At 60.0% G+C, this 14,950-nt stretch carries 17 protein-coding genes and 2 pseudogenes; 9 read left to right on the top strand and 10 right to left on the bottom strand.

Annotated features, from left to right (window positions below):
* The first annotated feature begins 16 nt into the window (after positions 1-16).
* The 6 genes and pseudogenes from AC1DZ8_RS31955 to AC1DZ8_RS31930 all read left to right on the top strand — a co-directional run bounded on the left by AC1DZ8_RS31955 (position 17) and on the right by AC1DZ8_RS31930 (position 6,691).
* Complete coding sequence (locus AC1DZ8_RS31955) at positions 17-808, top strand: cyclase family protein (protein WP_477280136.1); 792 nt, start codon at positions 17-19, stop codon at positions 806-808.
* A gap of 16 nt (positions 809-824) precedes the next feature.
* Positions 825-2,396, top strand: coding sequence for a phytoene desaturase family protein (locus AC1DZ8_RS31950; protein ID WP_477306986.1), 1,572 nt, complete (start codon positions 825-827; stop codon positions 2,394-2,396).
* Positions 2,396-2,878: a MarR family winged helix-turn-helix transcriptional regulator gene (locus AC1DZ8_RS31945; protein ID WP_477306988.1), complete on the top strand. Its 483-nt coding sequence runs from the start codon at positions 2,396-2,398 to the stop codon at positions 2,876-2,878. Before AC1DZ8_RS31950 ends, AC1DZ8_RS31945 begins: the two co-directional genes overlap by 1 nt.
* A 43-nt stretch (positions 2,879-2,921) precedes the next feature.
* Positions 2,922-5,075, top strand: a complete 2,154-nt coding sequence (locus tag AC1DZ8_RS31940; RefSeq protein WP_477306990.1) for a thiamine pyrophosphate-dependent enzyme — start codon at positions 2,922-2,924, stop codon at positions 5,073-5,075.
* Positions 5,068-6,521, top strand: a pseudogene (locus AC1DZ8_RS31935) (indolepyruvate oxidoreductase subunit beta family protein). The gene AC1DZ8_RS31940 and the pseudogene AC1DZ8_RS31935 overlap by 8 nt, the downstream one beginning before the upstream one ends.
* A 5-nt stretch (positions 6,522-6,526) precedes the next feature.
* The gene (locus AC1DZ8_RS31930; RefSeq protein ID WP_477402285.1) at positions 6,527-6,691 is read left to right on the top strand and encodes a hypothetical protein; all 165 of its coding nucleotides are present in this window, start codon (positions 6,527-6,529) and stop codon (positions 6,689-6,691) included.
* A 375-nt stretch (positions 6,692-7,066) separates the two neighbouring features.
* On the opposite strand, the gene AC1DZ8_RS31925 is transcribed toward AC1DZ8_RS31930, so the two are convergent.
* Complete coding sequence (locus AC1DZ8_RS31925) at positions 7,067-7,246, bottom strand: hypothetical protein (RefSeq protein ID WP_477306994.1); 180 nt, start codon at positions 7,244-7,246, stop codon at positions 7,067-7,069.
* A 230-nt stretch (positions 7,247-7,476) separates the two neighbouring features.
* Here AC1DZ8_RS31925 and AC1DZ8_RS31920 point away from each other — a divergent pair, with 230 nt between their 5' ends.
* Entirely contained in the window at positions 7,477-8,133 is a 657-nt protein-coding gene (locus AC1DZ8_RS31920; protein ID WP_477306996.1) for an outer membrane protein, read from the top strand.
* A 933-nt stretch (positions 8,134-9,066) separates the two neighbouring features.
* On the opposite strand, the gene AC1DZ8_RS31915 is transcribed toward AC1DZ8_RS31920, so the two are convergent.
* The 5 genes from AC1DZ8_RS31915 to AC1DZ8_RS31895 form a co-directional block, all read right to left on the bottom strand.
* A complete protein-coding gene (locus AC1DZ8_RS31915; protein WP_477307000.1) occupies positions 9,067-9,471 on the bottom strand; it encodes an MAPEG family protein in 405 nt (134 codons plus the stop codon).
* A gap of 298 nt (positions 9,472-9,769) precedes the next feature.
* On the bottom strand, positions 9,770-9,874 hold the full coding sequence (locus AC1DZ8_RS31910; RefSeq protein ID WP_477402305.1) for a LuxR C-terminal-related transcriptional regulator: 105 nt from the start codon (positions 9,872-9,874) through the stop codon (positions 9,770-9,772).
* Positions 9,875-10,190: 316 nt separating this feature from the next.
* Positions 10,191-10,991 carry a class I SAM-dependent methyltransferase gene (locus AC1DZ8_RS31905; protein WP_477307002.1) on the bottom strand — a complete coding sequence of 267 codons (801 nt, stop codon included), beginning with the start codon at positions 10,989-10,991 and terminating at the stop codon, positions 10,191-10,193.
* 103 nt (positions 10,992-11,094) lie between these two features.
* Positions 11,095-11,316 (bottom strand): hypothetical protein, encoded by a 222-nt coding sequence (locus AC1DZ8_RS31900; RefSeq protein WP_477307004.1) that lies wholly within the window; start codon positions 11,314-11,316, stop codon positions 11,095-11,097.
* A 132-nt stretch (positions 11,317-11,448) separates the two neighbouring features.
* Positions 11,449-11,913 carry a hypothetical protein gene (locus AC1DZ8_RS31895; RefSeq protein WP_477402282.1) on the bottom strand — a complete coding sequence of 155 codons (465 nt, stop codon included), beginning with the start codon at positions 11,911-11,913 and terminating at the stop codon, positions 11,449-11,451.
* Between the two features lie 11 nt (positions 11,914-11,924).
* On the opposite strand from AC1DZ8_RS31895, the gene AC1DZ8_RS31890 reads away from it, so the two are divergent.
* Together AC1DZ8_RS31890 and AC1DZ8_RS31885 are read left to right on the top strand one after the other, a co-directional pair.
* Positions 11,925-12,134 carry a hypothetical protein gene (locus AC1DZ8_RS31890; protein ID WP_477307008.1) on the top strand — a complete coding sequence of 70 codons (210 nt, stop codon included), beginning with the start codon at positions 11,925-11,927 and terminating at the stop codon, positions 12,132-12,134.
* Between the two features lie 997 nt (positions 12,135-13,131).
* Entirely contained in the window at positions 13,132-13,422 is a 291-nt protein-coding gene (locus tag AC1DZ8_RS31885; protein ID WP_477307010.1) for a hypothetical protein, read from the top strand.
* 54 nt (positions 13,423-13,476) lie between these two features.
* Here the strand turns inward: AC1DZ8_RS31885 and AC1DZ8_RS31880 are convergent, their stop codons facing one another.
* From AC1DZ8_RS31880 to AC1DZ8_RS31865, 4 genes and pseudogenes are all read right to left on the bottom strand, one after another.
* Positions 13,477-13,698, bottom strand: coding sequence for a PIN domain-containing protein (locus AC1DZ8_RS31880; protein WP_477307012.1), 222 nt, complete (start codon positions 13,696-13,698; stop codon positions 13,477-13,479).
* A 222-nt stretch (positions 13,699-13,920) separates the two neighbouring features.
* Positions 13,921-14,334, bottom strand: coding sequence for a hypothetical protein (locus tag AC1DZ8_RS31875; RefSeq protein WP_477307014.1), 414 nt, complete (start codon positions 14,332-14,334; stop codon positions 13,921-13,923).
* 66 nt (positions 14,335-14,400) lie between these two features.
* Entirely contained in the window at positions 14,401-14,601 is a 201-nt protein-coding gene (locus tag AC1DZ8_RS31870; protein WP_477307016.1) for a hypothetical protein, read from the bottom strand.
* 3 nt (positions 14,602-14,604) lie between these two features.
* Positions 14,605-14,950: pseudogene (locus AC1DZ8_RS31865) on the bottom strand (DNA ligase); the annotation flags it as partial.

Genomic DNA, 14,950 nt, shown 5'->3' with positions numbered 1-14,950 from the left:
GAGGGAACTTCAGACCATGGACACGCAAAAACTCCTCGGCGAAGTCGCCGGCCAGCTGCTTTCAGGCGCCATCAAGGTGGTCGACCTCTCGGCGCAACTCGGGCCGGACACGCCGCTGATCAAGCTGCCGCCGGAACTCGCCGTCGACACGCCGAAGGTCGAGATCCACTCGATCTCCCGCTATGACAAGAACGGCCCGTGGTGGGCGTGGAACTGGCTGAAGCTCGGCGAGCATTCGGGCACGCATTTCGACGCGCCGCAGCATTGGATCACCGGCAAGGATTATCCGGACGGCGCCACGGACACCATTCCGGCGCAGAACTTCGTCGGCCCGGTCAATGTCATCGACTGCTCGAAGGAAGCCGCAGCCGACCACGACTTCCTGCTCACCGTCGACCATATCAAGGCATGGGAAGCCAAGCATGGCGCCATCAACGCCGGCGAGTGGGTGGTGATGCGCACCGACTGGTACAAGCGCAACGGCTCGGAAGCCGAGTTCCTCAACGCCAATGAGACCGGCCCGCATACGCCAGGCCCGACGGCTGAAGCCATCCAGTATCTGATCAGCAAGGACATCAAGGGCTGGGGCTCGGAGACGATCGGCACCGACGCCGGCAAGGCCGGCGGCATGGAGCCGCCATTCCCGGCGCACACGCTGATGCACAAGGCCAACCGCTATGGCTTGGCGAGCCTCTGCAACCTCGACCAGTTGCCGCCGAAAGGCGCCATCCTGATCGCAGCACCGCTCAAGATCGAACACGGCACCGGCAGCCCGATCCGCGCGCTGGCGCTTGTGTCGAAAGGCTAAGCGAAAGCACGCTGAAGTGAGCCAGCCGGATCACATCATCGTTGGCAGCGGCATCAACGCGCTGGTCTGCGCGGCGATGCTCGGTGGCAAAGGTGCGCGTGTGCTCGTCCTCGAACGCAACGATCGCATCGGCGGTTGTATGCGCACCGAGGAGATCACCGCGCCCGGCTTCATCCATGATGTGATGGCGACGACCTTCGTGCTGTTCGTCACCTCGCCGGCCTTTGCGGCACTGGGCGGCGATCTCGCCCGGCATGGACTGGAGTTCTGCCACACCGGCACGCCAACCGGCGTGCTGCGGCCGGACGGCAGCCATGCCGTGCTCACCACCGACCGCGCCGCCAATGTCGCGGCAATCAACGCGATTGCCGCCGGCGATGGCGACCGGCATGCGGGCGATGTCGGCAGCATCGAGCGCAATGCCGGCCTGCTGTTCGGCCTGCTCGGCGGCAGCCTATGGTCTTATCCGACGGCGAAACTGCTGGCCGGCGATGCCTGGCGGCGCAGCCCGCGCGGCCTTGCCGCCTTTCTCGGCGATGCGCTGGTGCCGGCGCGCAACTGGGTGGAAAGCACCTACCGGTCCGAGACCATCCGCGCACTGTGGGCGCCCTGGGTGCTGCATGCCGGGCTTGGACCGGAAGACGCCTTCTCCGGCCAGATCGCCAAGGTCATCGCCTTCGCGCTGGAGGCGGCCGGCGCGCCGATCGTCAAGGGCGGGGCGAAGAACCTGCTCTCGGCGTTCGAAGCGCTGATCCGGGAACGCGGAGGCGAGATCCGCACCGGGGCCGATGTCGCCTCGATCGTCCAGAGCGGTGGCCGCGCGAGTGGCGTCCATCTGGCGTCCGGTGAAACGATTGCCGCCAACAAAAGCGTCATCTGCTCGGTCACGCCGACGCAGCTTTATGGCCGGCTGCTCGGCAGCGAGGCTCCCGAAGCCGATATCGAAGCAACGCGGAAATATCGCTACGGCAAGGGCAATTTCCAGATCCACTATGCGTTGAACAAGCCGCCGGCATGGCGCGGCGAAGGCCTCGACAAGGTGGCGCTGCTGCACTTGACGCCGGGGCTCGACGGCGTCTCGAAAGCCTGCAACGAGGCGGCGCGCGGCATGCTGCCGGAAGTGCCGACCATCTGTGTCGGCCAGCCACACGCACTCGACCCGTCGCGCTGTCCGGAGGGCAAGGCGATCCTGTGGCTGCAACTGCCCGAGGCGCCTCGTGCCATCAAGGGCGATGCCGCCGGCAAGCTGCAAACACCGCCCGACGGTCGCTGGACCGACGCGCTGCGCGAGGCCTATGCCGATCGTGCGGAGGCCATCCTCGCCAGCCATATCGACGGCTTCAAGGACAGCGTGATTGCACGCCGCGCCTATTCGCCGGCCGACCTCGAAGCGATGAACATCAATCTGGTCGGCGGCGATCCCTATGGCGGGTCCTCGACCATCGACCAGTCGTTCCTCTGGCGGCCGTTCAAGACCAGCCGCAATCACCAAACCGGGATCAAAGACCTCTATCATATCGGCGCTTCGACCCATCCGGGCGCAGGCCTCGGCGGCGGTTCCGGCTTTCTGCTGGCGGGGCGGCTATGATGGATCAGAAGCCCTCGGAAAAACGTCAGCGCATTTCAACCCTCGGCCAGATCGGCCTGCAGCAATTCGCGCCCTATCTGATGAACCGCATCATGGGCCGCTACAACGCCACCTTGCGCGACGATTTCCGCAAGCAGGGCCTGACCATTCCGCAGGTCCGCACGCTGGCCGTGCTGTCGGTCACCGACGGCGTCACCGTCAACGACCTCTCGGTCTACACCGTCATCGAGCAGTCGACCTTGAGCCGCACGCTCGACACGCTGGAAGGGCAAGGCTTCGTGCGGCGCGAGCAGGGTGTCACCGACAGCCGCATCCGCCATGTCTTCCTGACCGATGAGGGCCGCGCCGAGTTCACCCGCGCCTGGCCAGCCATGCATGACGCGTTCGAAGCAATGTTCGACGATATAGACGACGCGGAATATGCCGCGCTGATCGCGACGCTTTTGAAGATGCTCAAGAACATTCGCAAACACGACATCTAGACGTAAGCGCCGGCCGCATGGCCGGCAACGGAAGGTTGGAAAAATGGCCGAACGGTCTTTTGCCAAGGAAGTCGAAAAACTGAGGCTCGGCGCCGGCGAGGAATTTGCCGGCGAAGGCATCCTCGCCATCACCAAGGCGCTGTTGCAATGCGGCGTCGGCTATGTCGGCGGCTACCAGGGCGCGCCGATCAGCCACCTGATGGATGTGCTGGCCGACGCGCAGGATATTCTGGGCGAACTCGGCGTGCATTTCGAGGCGAGCGCGTCGGAGGCCACTGCCACCGCGATGCTGGCCGCCTCGGTGCACTACCCCATTCGCGGTGCCGCCACCTTCAAGTCGACCGTCGGCACCAATGTCGCTTCCGATGCGCTCGCCAACCTCGCTTCCGGCGGTGTCACCGGCGGCGCACTGATCATCGTCGGCGAGGATTATGGCGAAGGCTCCTCGATCATGCAGGAGCGCAGCCATGCCTTCGCTATGAAGAGCCAGGTCTGGCTGCTCGACCCTCGCCCCAATCTGCCGTCGATCGTCAAGGCGGTGGAGGACGGCTTTGAACTGTCCGAGGCCTCCAACACGCCGGTCATGCTTCAGGTCCGCATCCGCTGCTGCCATGTGCATGGCCATTTCATCGCCAAGAACAACAAGCGCCCGCCGATGACGGTGGCCGACGCGCTCGACGCGCCGCGCCGCGACACCGGCCGCATCGTGCTGCCACCCGCTTCCTTCCTGCACGAGAAGGAAAAGGTGCAAAAGCGCTGGCCGGCGGCCGTGGACTTCATTCGCGATAACAAGATCAACGAATTTTTCGGCTCGGACAACGGCTCCGTCGGCATCGTCATGCAGGGCGGCATGTACAATTCGGTCATCCGCGCCCTACAGCGTCTCGGCCTCGCCGACACCTATGGCGAGACGGATGTGCCTCTCTATGTGCTCAACGCCGTCTATCCGCTGATCGACGACGAGTTCCTGTCCTTCTGCGAAGGCAAGCAGGCGGTGCTGGTGGTCGAGGAAGGCCAGCCCAACTACATCGAGCAGGCCTTTGCCGCCATGCTGCACAAGGCCGGGCGCGGCACCAGGCTGGTCGGCAAGGAGTATTTGCCGATGGCCGGGGAATATACCGGCCAGGTAATGCTCGACGGCATCGGCGCCTTCCTGCGCGCCGAGGCCCCGCATCTCTTGCCGGGTGAAGTGCGCGCGCCCAACAAGGTCGGCGACGGCGTCGACACCGCTGATCTGATCAACGTCGTGCCGGGCCGTCCGCCGGGTTTCTGCATCGGTTGCCCGGAGCGGCCGATCTTTGCCGCGACCAAGCTGGTCGAGCAGGAACTCGGCAAGCACCACATCGCATCCGACATTGGCTGCCATTTGTTCTCGATCATGCCGCCCTTCGAGCTTGGCGCCACCACCATGGGCTACGGATTGGGTCCGGCCTCGGCCTCGGCCTTCAATTCGCCGGACGCCAAGCGCCGCTCGATCTCCTTCGTCGGCGATGGCGGCTTCTGGCACAACGGCCTGACCTCCTCGATCGGCAACGCCGTGTTCAACAAGAACGACGGCGTCATCGTCATCGTCGACAATTTCTACTCAGCCGCCACCGGCGGTCAGGACATTCTCTCCTCCCGCGCGGGCAACAAGACCAAGTCGACCAAGCATCCGATCACCGAGGCAGTGAAAGGCATGGGCGTCAAATGGCTGCGCCACATCGACCGCACCTATGATGTCGGCAAGATGCAGGACACGCTGCGCGAGGCACTGACAACGGAGGAGAAAGGTCCCAAGGTTATCGTCGCCTCGTCCGAATGCATGCTCAATCGCCAGCGCCGCGAAAAGCCGCTGGTCGACCAGGCGATCAAGGGCGGGACCCGTGTCGTCAAGCCGAAGTTCGGCGTCGATGAGGACATCTGCACCGGCGACCACGCCTGCATGCGGCTGTCCGGCTGCCCGTCGCTGTCGGTGAAGTCGCTCGACGATCCCTTGCGCGACGATCCGGTGGCATCGATCGACCAGAGCTGCGTCGGCTGCGGCAATTGCGGCGAGGTGGCGGACGCCGCCGTGCTGTGCCCATCCTTCTACCGCGCCGATGTCGTGCACAATCCGAGCCGATGGGATCGCTTTTTGGAGAACGCCCGCCGCGTCGTGATCGGCCTGATGCAGCGCCGCCGCGAGAGCCAGCGCCTGACCTTTGCCGATGCTTGACGCTGTCCCGCCATTCAGCGCCCGAAGCGGCGCACAGGACGACGAGCGCGTCATCAAGCTTGCCGTGCTGGCGGTCGGCGGCCAGGGCGGCGGCGTGCTGGCCGACTGGATCACCGACGTTGCCGAGCGCAATTCCTACGTCGCGCAATCGACCTCGGTCGCCGGCGTCGCCCAGCGCACTGGCGCCACGATCTACTACGTCGAGATGGCCCGCGATACCGGCCGGCTGCCGGTCTTTGCCCTGTCGCCTTCGCAAGGCGACGTCGACATATTGATCGCTGCCGAGTTGATGGAAGCCGGCCGCGCCATCATCAGAGGCTTCGTCACGCCCGATCGCACCACGCTCATCGCTTCTTCACACCGTATTGCCGCCGTGTCGGAAAAGATCGAGCCGGGTGACGGCCGGGCCTCGTCTTCCAAGGTACACGCGACAGCCGAAGCTGCATCGAAACGCTTCATCGCTTTCGACATGGAAAAGATCGCCGCCGACAATGGCTCGATGATCTCTGCCAGCCTGCTTGGCGCGCTGGCCGGCTCCGATGCGCTGCCGTTTACACGCGAAAGCTACGAACAGGCGATCGGCGTCGGCGGCCGGGGCGTGAAAGCCAGCCTCGCCGCCTTTGGCGCCGCCTTTGATCGCGCCCGCGGCACCAGTTCACCAGCGCCACAGGCGGCGGAACCCGCGGTCGCCAGGATTGGCTTGGATGCGGCGGGAAAAGTCAGCGGACCGCAAAGCCTGCTGCAAGGTTGGCGGATAGCGCCGGCCATGCCTATGCGCTATCCATCGCCGCCGCGAAGCATCTCGCCAACGCCCTGTGCTACGACGACATGATCCGCGTTGCCGACCTGAAGACGCGTTCGTCGCGCGACCGGCGTGTGCGCAAGGAGGTCGGCGTCAAGGACGGTTCTATCCTGCAGGTGACCGAATATTTCCATCCGCGCATCGAGGAGTTCTGCGGCACGATGCCGGCGGGGCTCGGCAGCTACATCGAGAGCAGGCCGAAACTCGCCGCCTTTCTCGACCGGCGCATCAACCATGGCCGCCGCATTCGCACCGACAGCTTTGCCGGTTTTGCAGCGCTCTGGTTCATCGGCGGCCTGCGCCGCTGGCGCCGTCGGCTGTTGCGCCACAAGGTGGAGACCGCACATCTGGAGCGCTGGTATGCGCTGGCGCTCCGCCACGTGCCTCAGGACTACGCGTTGGCCACAGAAATCCTCAACTGCCGCCGACTGATCAAGGGCTACAGCGACACCCATATCCGCGCCCAGTCGAAATTCGACCGCGTCCTGTCGGCGCTCGATCTGGTCAAGGGCCGCGATGACGCTGCCGACTGGATCAGGCGGTTGCGCGAGGCCGCGCTGAAGGACGAGAAAGGCGACATGCTCGATGGCGCGCTGAAGACGGTGGCGTCATTGTCCGATCGTAGTGTGGGAGGAGGAGGTTGACCTTGATGGTCCCGAAGTCGGCGACAGATGTCGTGCTCTCCGCTGCAGGCGGACTGCCCGGCGAACTCTACTGCACCTGGAGATCGATCGGCGTCGGCACATTCGAGTCCGAATATGGCTTCTCAGTACGCTACGTCGCAGATTGGCGTGCTTCGGCGGCGTTTGGGTAAGGCTGAATCACTCCCACTCGATTGTTCTAATAACCTATAACCCATTGAAATTACTGCCAAATATTTTTCTTTGTCGCGAAATGTCCGACAACAGAACCGTCAAAAAGTTACGCTTTTGATTTTAAAGGAAAATCGCCACAAAAAATAATTTGAGGTTTCAGCAACTATCCAGATCAATCGAGCGATTTTTGCATCTTGCCACGTTCGACCAAGCGACAAAACAGCCACAAAAAGTACCGTCAACTGTCGGGAATGTCCATGGAGGCCTCGTGGGACATCCTCTTTCTGTTTGACCATCAGTTGGCGGAGGGTCACCGTCTTGGACGATTCGCGCCATAGGCGGACCGTTGGCGCACTTAGCGACAAAAGTAGGCCTTACGGTAGACCGAAACCGGCATAAGGCTTAAGCGGAATCTCGACACTGCCGATGCCGATCGCTTTGGCGTCGGCAGCTTTTGCGTAAGCTTCGGCAACGGAGAGGACATCAGCGCTGACCGTCTCTGGTACGTTGCTGGAAAGCCATTTGTGAAGGAAGTTCGTGCCGCGTGTGCTCATGAGCCGATAAGCACGAGGCTTTCATTATGTTCCGCTCATATAGCTTTCCGCTAGGGAAGCCCTCTACAACCACCCGTATATCGCAATGTTCCGAGGCTTACGAAAAAGCCCGCCACCGACACGGATAGGTCCAACGCCCGCAGCTTAGCCGACATGTGTTGCTGCGTAGCTACATACAAAGTTGCAGACCCGTTGATAATAGGCGCCTAAGATTTGGCTTGGGGATTCCAATGAAGGCTCTAGTTCTCGCTTCTCTCATTGCGCTTACGGTTACCGCGTCGGCAATCGCCGCTGACACAATTAGTGCTCCCGTCGACACCCCTGAATGGACTTGGCAAGGACCGTACGCTGGTATCTTCGGCGCGGGTACGCTGGAACACTATAAGATTCATGAGCCAAACATCGGCGCCGGCGCCACCCATAGCCCCGGCTCGGCAACAATCGGCGGCTTTGCGGGCTATAACTTCCAGTCAGGCAAGATTGTCTACGGCGTCGAAGGGGAGCTTGGGTATCGCTTCAAGAAGAACACCTTCAACGACATACCAGGTCCAGGCACCCTCGACGCATCCACCGGCCTGTTCGGCTCCGTTAAGGGTCGTGTCGGCATGGACATGGGGGCTTACATGCCGTTCGTCACGGCTGGCGTCACCGCCGCAAAGTTGAAGACGTTCTATCCAGGTGGCGACGCCGAGCGTGACGCCACTTTGGTCGGCGGCATCGTCGGCGCAGGTTTAGACGTCGCGCTCACCCATAACGTGTTCTTGCGCGGGGAATACGATTTCTCCTTCTTCGGGAAGAAATCGCTAGAGTATTGCGGCGGCGGGTGCACCCTTGAACATACGCTCCAGACACATGACTTCCGCGTCGGCGTCGCAATGAAATTCTAGCTTGGCGTATCCCATCGTCCAAAGTACCAATAGCGATCAGTTTTCCTCTCGGAAGTCCTGCAGCGAAGCATGCCGCAAGTCCTCCTCGCCGCGCAGGTGCTTCACRCGGCCGATCAGACCCGGCTTGACCCATTGTGTCGGCGGCCGCTTCATACCCTTCGGCGCTGGTCCCGGGTGCTCCTGCACGCGCTTCCACAGGCGGGCTTCTGTCGCCAAGTTTATTGCCAGTCAAAATGAAATTTCATTGCCCCAACTGTGACACTCCCGTAGAAAAGATGGCCTGGTTTCAGGCAATCACATGGTTCGAATGCACCGGCTGCCAACGCCACATTTATCTCACTCACTCAGCGACTCTGGATCTCTTTGAGAGGCATGCTCACCTTGTTTCCTGTGCGCTCTTATTCACCGAGAAGGTCCTTAAGGGAACCGCGTGGCAGTTCATCTTCGGTGCGTAGGTGCTTTATCCGACCGGCGATGCCCGGCTTGTAGATGTTCTGACTTGGCAAAAGTGTTTTACTGCTGGCGGTTCCCTTTCCTGGCATCTAACCTGTGCACAAGGTCCGTCGGCTGCTAAGTTTTGCTACCTTCGCTCGGGCGACTCATTTACCCGGCGAATGATGGAACGGCGATACACCATACGAAGGGCCCACGACGACCGTTGGGATGTCTATGACACAGGCGACGGAGAGGTTGTCATCGTAGAGGGGGTCGCATTGACAGATCTTGAAAGCGAAGACGCGCTTGACGCGCTTGGATTGCTCAAGGAGGGGTTCCTGAGGCCAAGCCGACGAAGAGCTACTTCTTCCCGACATGGGTAAGCGTCGGGAGGCAAACTCCCGGTAGATAAATGTTCCGGCGGGCACAAAAATACCCGCCRAACGAAAAAAGATCGCCGTAATTCACCCGCCAGCGGCGGCTTCTGAAGTGGGCTCTTCACCTCAACAGCGCCCAGGACCAATACGCACCAATCACCATTTGCACGGCGAACGCAGTGAACCTGAGACTGACTGCGACTTGGGTCGTGGAGACGAGGTGAATTATCGACTGAACTATCCGCGCGCCTAACAGGGTAGCGGCAAGCGGATCCGTGACATCTGTCTTTGAAATAATGATCGCGACTCCGAGCAGGCCTCCGAAGATTGGAAGCCCTTCTATGCAGTTGGCGTGGGCGCGGGCTAACCTCTGCATAAAGGGGGAAAGACCCGCGTTATCTGGCGTAAAGCCGTTAGCTGCGACCTTTCCGGAAATCACCAGATATGTACGGATCACTTCCATCACGATCAGCAGCCCCAGTGCCCACGAGATGAATCCGGTCAATGCAAAAGCAGTCGCCGACATATGCCGTCCCCGTTGCTCTCAGTCTCGGTCGTCGTAACCGATCAGCTAGTCTACCGCTATGCGTTGGTGGAGGCCAATGGCACACTAGTGACGCATTGCTGACCGGCAGATTTTGGGCCGTGTCCGGACCGTCGGCTTTTCGCGCGAGAAAAGCAAAAGCCGCCATTCACTGATCGTTCGGGCGGTGCACCGCTCACCAATCTCGCCAGTTCACTAGCGGACGATGAGTTTTCGGCAAACCATTAAGTGAGCACTAAATCGGAAGCGGGGATTCGCCGCGAGTCCGACGCCCTAACCTTCACGGAACGGACAGTCCGAGACTGGCGCTCATGTTGACAAGTTCGGCCAATGAACGGGCGTGCATCTTTTCCATCACCCGACCGCGGTGTTTCTTCACGGTGATCTCGGAGATGCGGGCGTCTCAGAACAACTGAGCCTACACGAGGGAAGGCCAATCAATGTTTGGCACCGGTCTTCGGTCGTGCCGTTCCTCGCCTTCACGGTTGATACCGTCAAAGCCTTGTCTGTCAACGTGTTGCGGCGCTTGGGGTGGCATTGTGCTAGGCTGTCCCGTCTCATACTGTAGCGTGCGTTGTAAAAACCGTAGCAGTGCCGGCGGCTTCGCGGGCGCGACTTCCACTTTTTTGTTTCAGACCGGTGAGGCGGACTAACCAGGGTCCGTACATGCTCAGAGGCTGCGTCGGATGAGAACCTAGGCCCTATTTGACCGTCCCCCGGCAAGCCCATGCGACCGAAACGAACGAACGGGGGCCATCGGGGCGACCTGCTTGGTAGGCATCACGAACGGCCGCGTCTGCCTTGGCTCGCATCACCGGATCCAGACCCGCTGCGTACTTCCCAAGCGGCCCCTCTCCCGAAGTGATCGGACCCCAATAGTCATCGAATGAAGAATAATCCATCCGGATCAAAAGCTGGGTTTCCTCCACATCATGGAGCCCTTGGTCGATAAAGCTTTGCTTCATTTCATTCGGCTGCATCATGGGCTGGAAACAGTACCGGCTTCGAAGTGCTCGCGCGTTCTCATCGATAACCGCGAGCGTGTCCAACATCATGCGCATAACCGGCATGCCGCCGAGATGGTCCCACACCGCTGCAGCCACAACGCCCCCTGGCCTGACGACCCGTCGCATCTCTCCGATCGCTCGACCCGTTTCTGGCACGAAATGCAAAACAAGCAGCGCCAGGGCTCGATCGAAGTATGCGTCTGGAAACGATAACGAGGTCGCGTCGCCCCGGTGAATGTGGATACGCGGGTCGGTATTGAGCCGGTTAGCCTCGTCGACGAAAACCGGCGAGAAATCTATTGCAGCAACTTCTTGAACATTCGCCGCGTTCGGAAGCGCAAAGGTCAGGCTGCCCGTCCCACATCCGACGTCCAGGATCCGTTCGCCGTCAGACAATCCGACGAAATTGATAAAGAGCGGTGCCAGCTTTTTGCTCCACCGGCCCATCAACTGCTCATAGCCACCGGCATTTCCGACATTGAATGTGGACGTCAAGGAAACCTCCAAGCGTTTTGTGGGTCTTGGTGGCCGCAACATGAGTACGACTCCACAAGAAATCAACGGTTAGAGCGCTACTCAGCCGTCGGCCGAGTTGCGCCTACGTCGCAATTTGTTTCAACACGATCGCATCGCGCTGTACTTGTTGTCGCTCTGCCGCAGTTGCATCAAGCAATTCCCCCAGCGCTTTGTCTACCTTGTCCGCTGCAGCCGCAGTCACATCCATGTGGAAAATGACTCTGTGCGTCAGCATCGCGATCTTGGCATCGCCAAACAACTTGGTGTGCCTGAGTGGCGTAGTGTCGAAATCTCCGACCAGCATGGGGAGTTAACCACAACACGTCGTCTTGGTTCCCAGATCGATGTCAGCCGGCGATGTCACCTGTTGAGCAGCACCAAGGCTCCCAGCCCGGCCACTCAGCGAAACGCTACCCGGCTTCTGGGAGCGAAGGTATCACGCGCACTTCCTCGCCTTTACCACCTCAACACCAAGCCGAAACGCCTGCCCGTCAGCGTAGGAGCGCGCGTAGCTTTCAGCTGTAAAGGCAACGGTCTTGGTGACGCCATTGAAGGTCACGCGAACCGACCACGTATTGCCCTCGACAATTTCAACGGCATGCTGTCCGTGCGGAGCCATGCTAAATCCCCAAAGCTTACGTTGAGGAAGCATCCATAGCGTCGCGGAATTGATTTGCATACGAATAATCCGACGTCCGGTTGTTGAATTCCCGACTTGTGGCGATGGGGACGATAGCAAAGCAACTTGAAGCGAGCGGCGCCGGCCAATCTTCATTCTTACCGAAATCGCCATAAGCGAGCCGGCTTGCGCGCGCACTGGCGTTGCGCGATCCTGCTTGCAGCCGCGTACCTGGGCCATGACAACGAGAACGAGCAATGAAACAAAGGTCGCAATTGTCATCCGAGGCAGTGATGACGAAGCGTGCCGGTAGAACAGCGTATCCGAAGATTGGCGTCTGGTATGACGACGATCTGCGCGAAATCCACCTGAGCATCGAGGGCCAGGGTCTTTCGACCGTAAAGGCCAATGCGGCCAGCGCTAGAGGCAACCCACACCTGTTCAAGAAGCTGGCAAAGGTTCTTCGCAATAGCGGGAAGCCTCACCCAACGATCACGGAATAGCTATATCGCGCCCTTAGCGGGGAAGCTTGCTCGCAAGGTGTTTGCGCAACCTCCCGGAACATCTCGACGGCAGCGACGTTCTTGGATGGTTATTGTTACAGGGCTGGCGGCTGCCCTTGTTGTTCTTTTTGTCGTGCTGCTGCTTCAGTTCGCGACCTTCAGAGCGCGCCCAGCTATCATCGGTTGTCGGCTGCGCAAGGGCCCTGGCCATTCGGGTGGCGAATGACGGTTGTGTGAGACGAGATTGGCAAGAGAGGTGGCCGTGCTTTCCCTGTTACATGCGCTTCATGTCCATGCCGCAAAACGAGGCGATGGGCTATTGCCGAAGCTGTTGACCATGTCGCCGTGGCCGCACGAACAGCCGATGAATGAGAATTCAGCTGCCGCTATGCAAGTATCGAAAAGCGAACCTGACAAGCTGGCAGCATGTGTGACCTTCCTGACCCATGGCGAGAGGGTCGACGGCGGCACCGGGGTTAGGCTGAGCAAGCCATGAAAGACGTGGCATTCAGTCTGCTTGCTGTGGCGGCAACGATCAGCGCGGAATCTGCCGACACGAGTAAACGAGACGCGTTTGAAGGCTCGCCAGGGCGAGAGTGCAACCCGCAACTCCCCGACCTCGAATTCAGCGTCCGCTAGCCTTCTCGACGTAGACGAGAATCCATTCAGCGGAAGTTGGATTCTTAATCGCCGCCTCCTCAATGGCCAGCAGGCAATCCCTAGAAGGCGTACCTAAGCCCGGTCTAAGATAGGTCTCACAACAGGGACAAACACATGACGGACGACCACAACCACCACGACTACCACCACGCAGTTGAACTAGCCGAACTAACGGCGGATGTTGTCTCAGCCTACGTTAGCAATTGCCAGCTAACAGCCTGCCCAACCTAATTTCATATGTGCACGGGCCCTTCGTCTTTTTTACGCTTGACCTACGTCACCAACTTCGAGGAATATAATCCTCGTTGCGGCGAACCCCTTCAAACGGAGATCGCCAATGGCCAGAACCAAACCATCCAACCAGCTTTCGCAGGATCAGATTGACCGCTTCCTGTCGGCGGCAGAGGCGCTGCACAAGAGCATCGTCGGTCCGCTTCTAGCTTACCACAGCAAGCCCTACCAGGCGCTTCGTGAGGTTCATGAGCCGCTGCTGAAGTCGATCGAGACAATCACCGGCAAAAGGGCGCCTTTCATCCAGTGGAATTTAACGGGACCGGTGAAGCCTGCGCAGGCCGTGAGTGAGGTGAGAGCGCGGCAAGGGATAGCGACATCACGAGAGCAACAATAGCAAGCGTTGCCAAGATCCCTGCAGCGATCCAGAATCTTTTTGATTTCGGCACGGTCATCCATCCTCGCCGCCGGCACGGTTCTGCATCGCCTCAAGAATGACCCGGAAAACGCTACCGACCTCTTTGCTGACCTCGTCTGCGCTAATGCCCTCCTTGTCAGCTGCCGTCATTGCCTGGTCGGCAAAATCAGTGATGGCCGCCGGGTCGTCGGTGAACCTGTTCGGCAGGTGTTCTTTCATCCATTTGTGAAGGAAGTCGACGCCGCGCTTACTCATTGAAGGAACCAAAATACGAGTAGAGCAATGAACGCAAAGAGCAGCACCGCAGCGGCCACCAAGACCCCTTTGCTGGTCTCCCGCCGGGGCTGAGGGCCGGGGACAAGTTTTTTGGGGTTAGGCCGTTCGTTCATGGGGAGATAAAGTTGCGGAATCAAATTAGGTTCCGCTAATCCTTGACTGCTCAGAAACCCGCCGCCGGGCTGGTGTCTGGGGTATAGATCAGGCCGACGTTATTGCCCCGGCATTTTTTGCACCGAAGCTTCGGCCGAAATCCCATTCCATGGCCGGCGCGTCTGGGCCGAATCGGTCGCTGAGCTTCGTAATATCGAGCGCTTGCTTATGGTGATAGGCTGGGTTGGGCAGTACGCCGGCACTGACATTTTTTCGATCAGTGATTGAAATGTCCAGCCTTTGCCCATCCGGCCGATATATCGCGGTCACGGCCAGGCCGCCGTCGCGATGGACGATCGCGTCAAGGATAGTTTCATAGACGCTGCCGGTGTCTTCCTCGATCTCGACGCTGCCGATGCCGATCGCCTTGGCGTCGGCAAATAGCTTTTGCGTAAGCTCGGCAACGGAGAGGATGTCAGAGCCGACCGTTGCGGGAACATTGGCGCCAATCCATTTGTACAAAAATCTGTGCCGCGTGTGCTCATAGCCCTCTAATTTCCATGGGCAGGTTAGGTTCCGCCTATCGGCCTAAAGGTTGCTTGGACAGCGATATGAGTTCGGCTTGTCGGTGACGCCGGCCATAAAATTGGCGATGATCCGAGAAGCCAGTCTGCTCTGAGAATCGGCTGATTGGTCACCAGTTTTCATCTGCGCGAAAACTCGCCCCAGCAACGCCAATTCGGCAGGATCCAAAATGCCGGCATCCACGGCTTTCCGTCTGATAGGCATGAGTTACTCTTCCCGAAAATCCTGCACCGAGGCGTGACGTAGCTTCAACTCACCGCGCAGATGACGGACGTGGGCAGTGATGCTAGGCTTGACCCAGTCAACATCGTCGTCAGCGACGGCCGAGGGCACGCCGGCCGGCTGTTCGGCACGATCGCGCTCTATGCGCTGCCACAGCCGGTCTTTGATGGCGCGGGTTGTTGCGATTACGGCCTTGCCGACATATTTGCCATCCTTTGCGAACAGCCCCTCGGAAGGCTTGCCGGCCGCTTGCTTGACGCCGATGAGATCCAGGTGGTCGACATCCCAGCATTTGGTTTTGACCCAGGCATCGGATTCACCACTGCGATAG

This window comes from Mesorhizobium sp. P2_F7 (genome assembly GCF_056403695.1).
The sequence above is the reverse complement of the archived record's forward strand: the minus strand, read 5'-3'. Positions and strand labels throughout refer to the sequence as shown.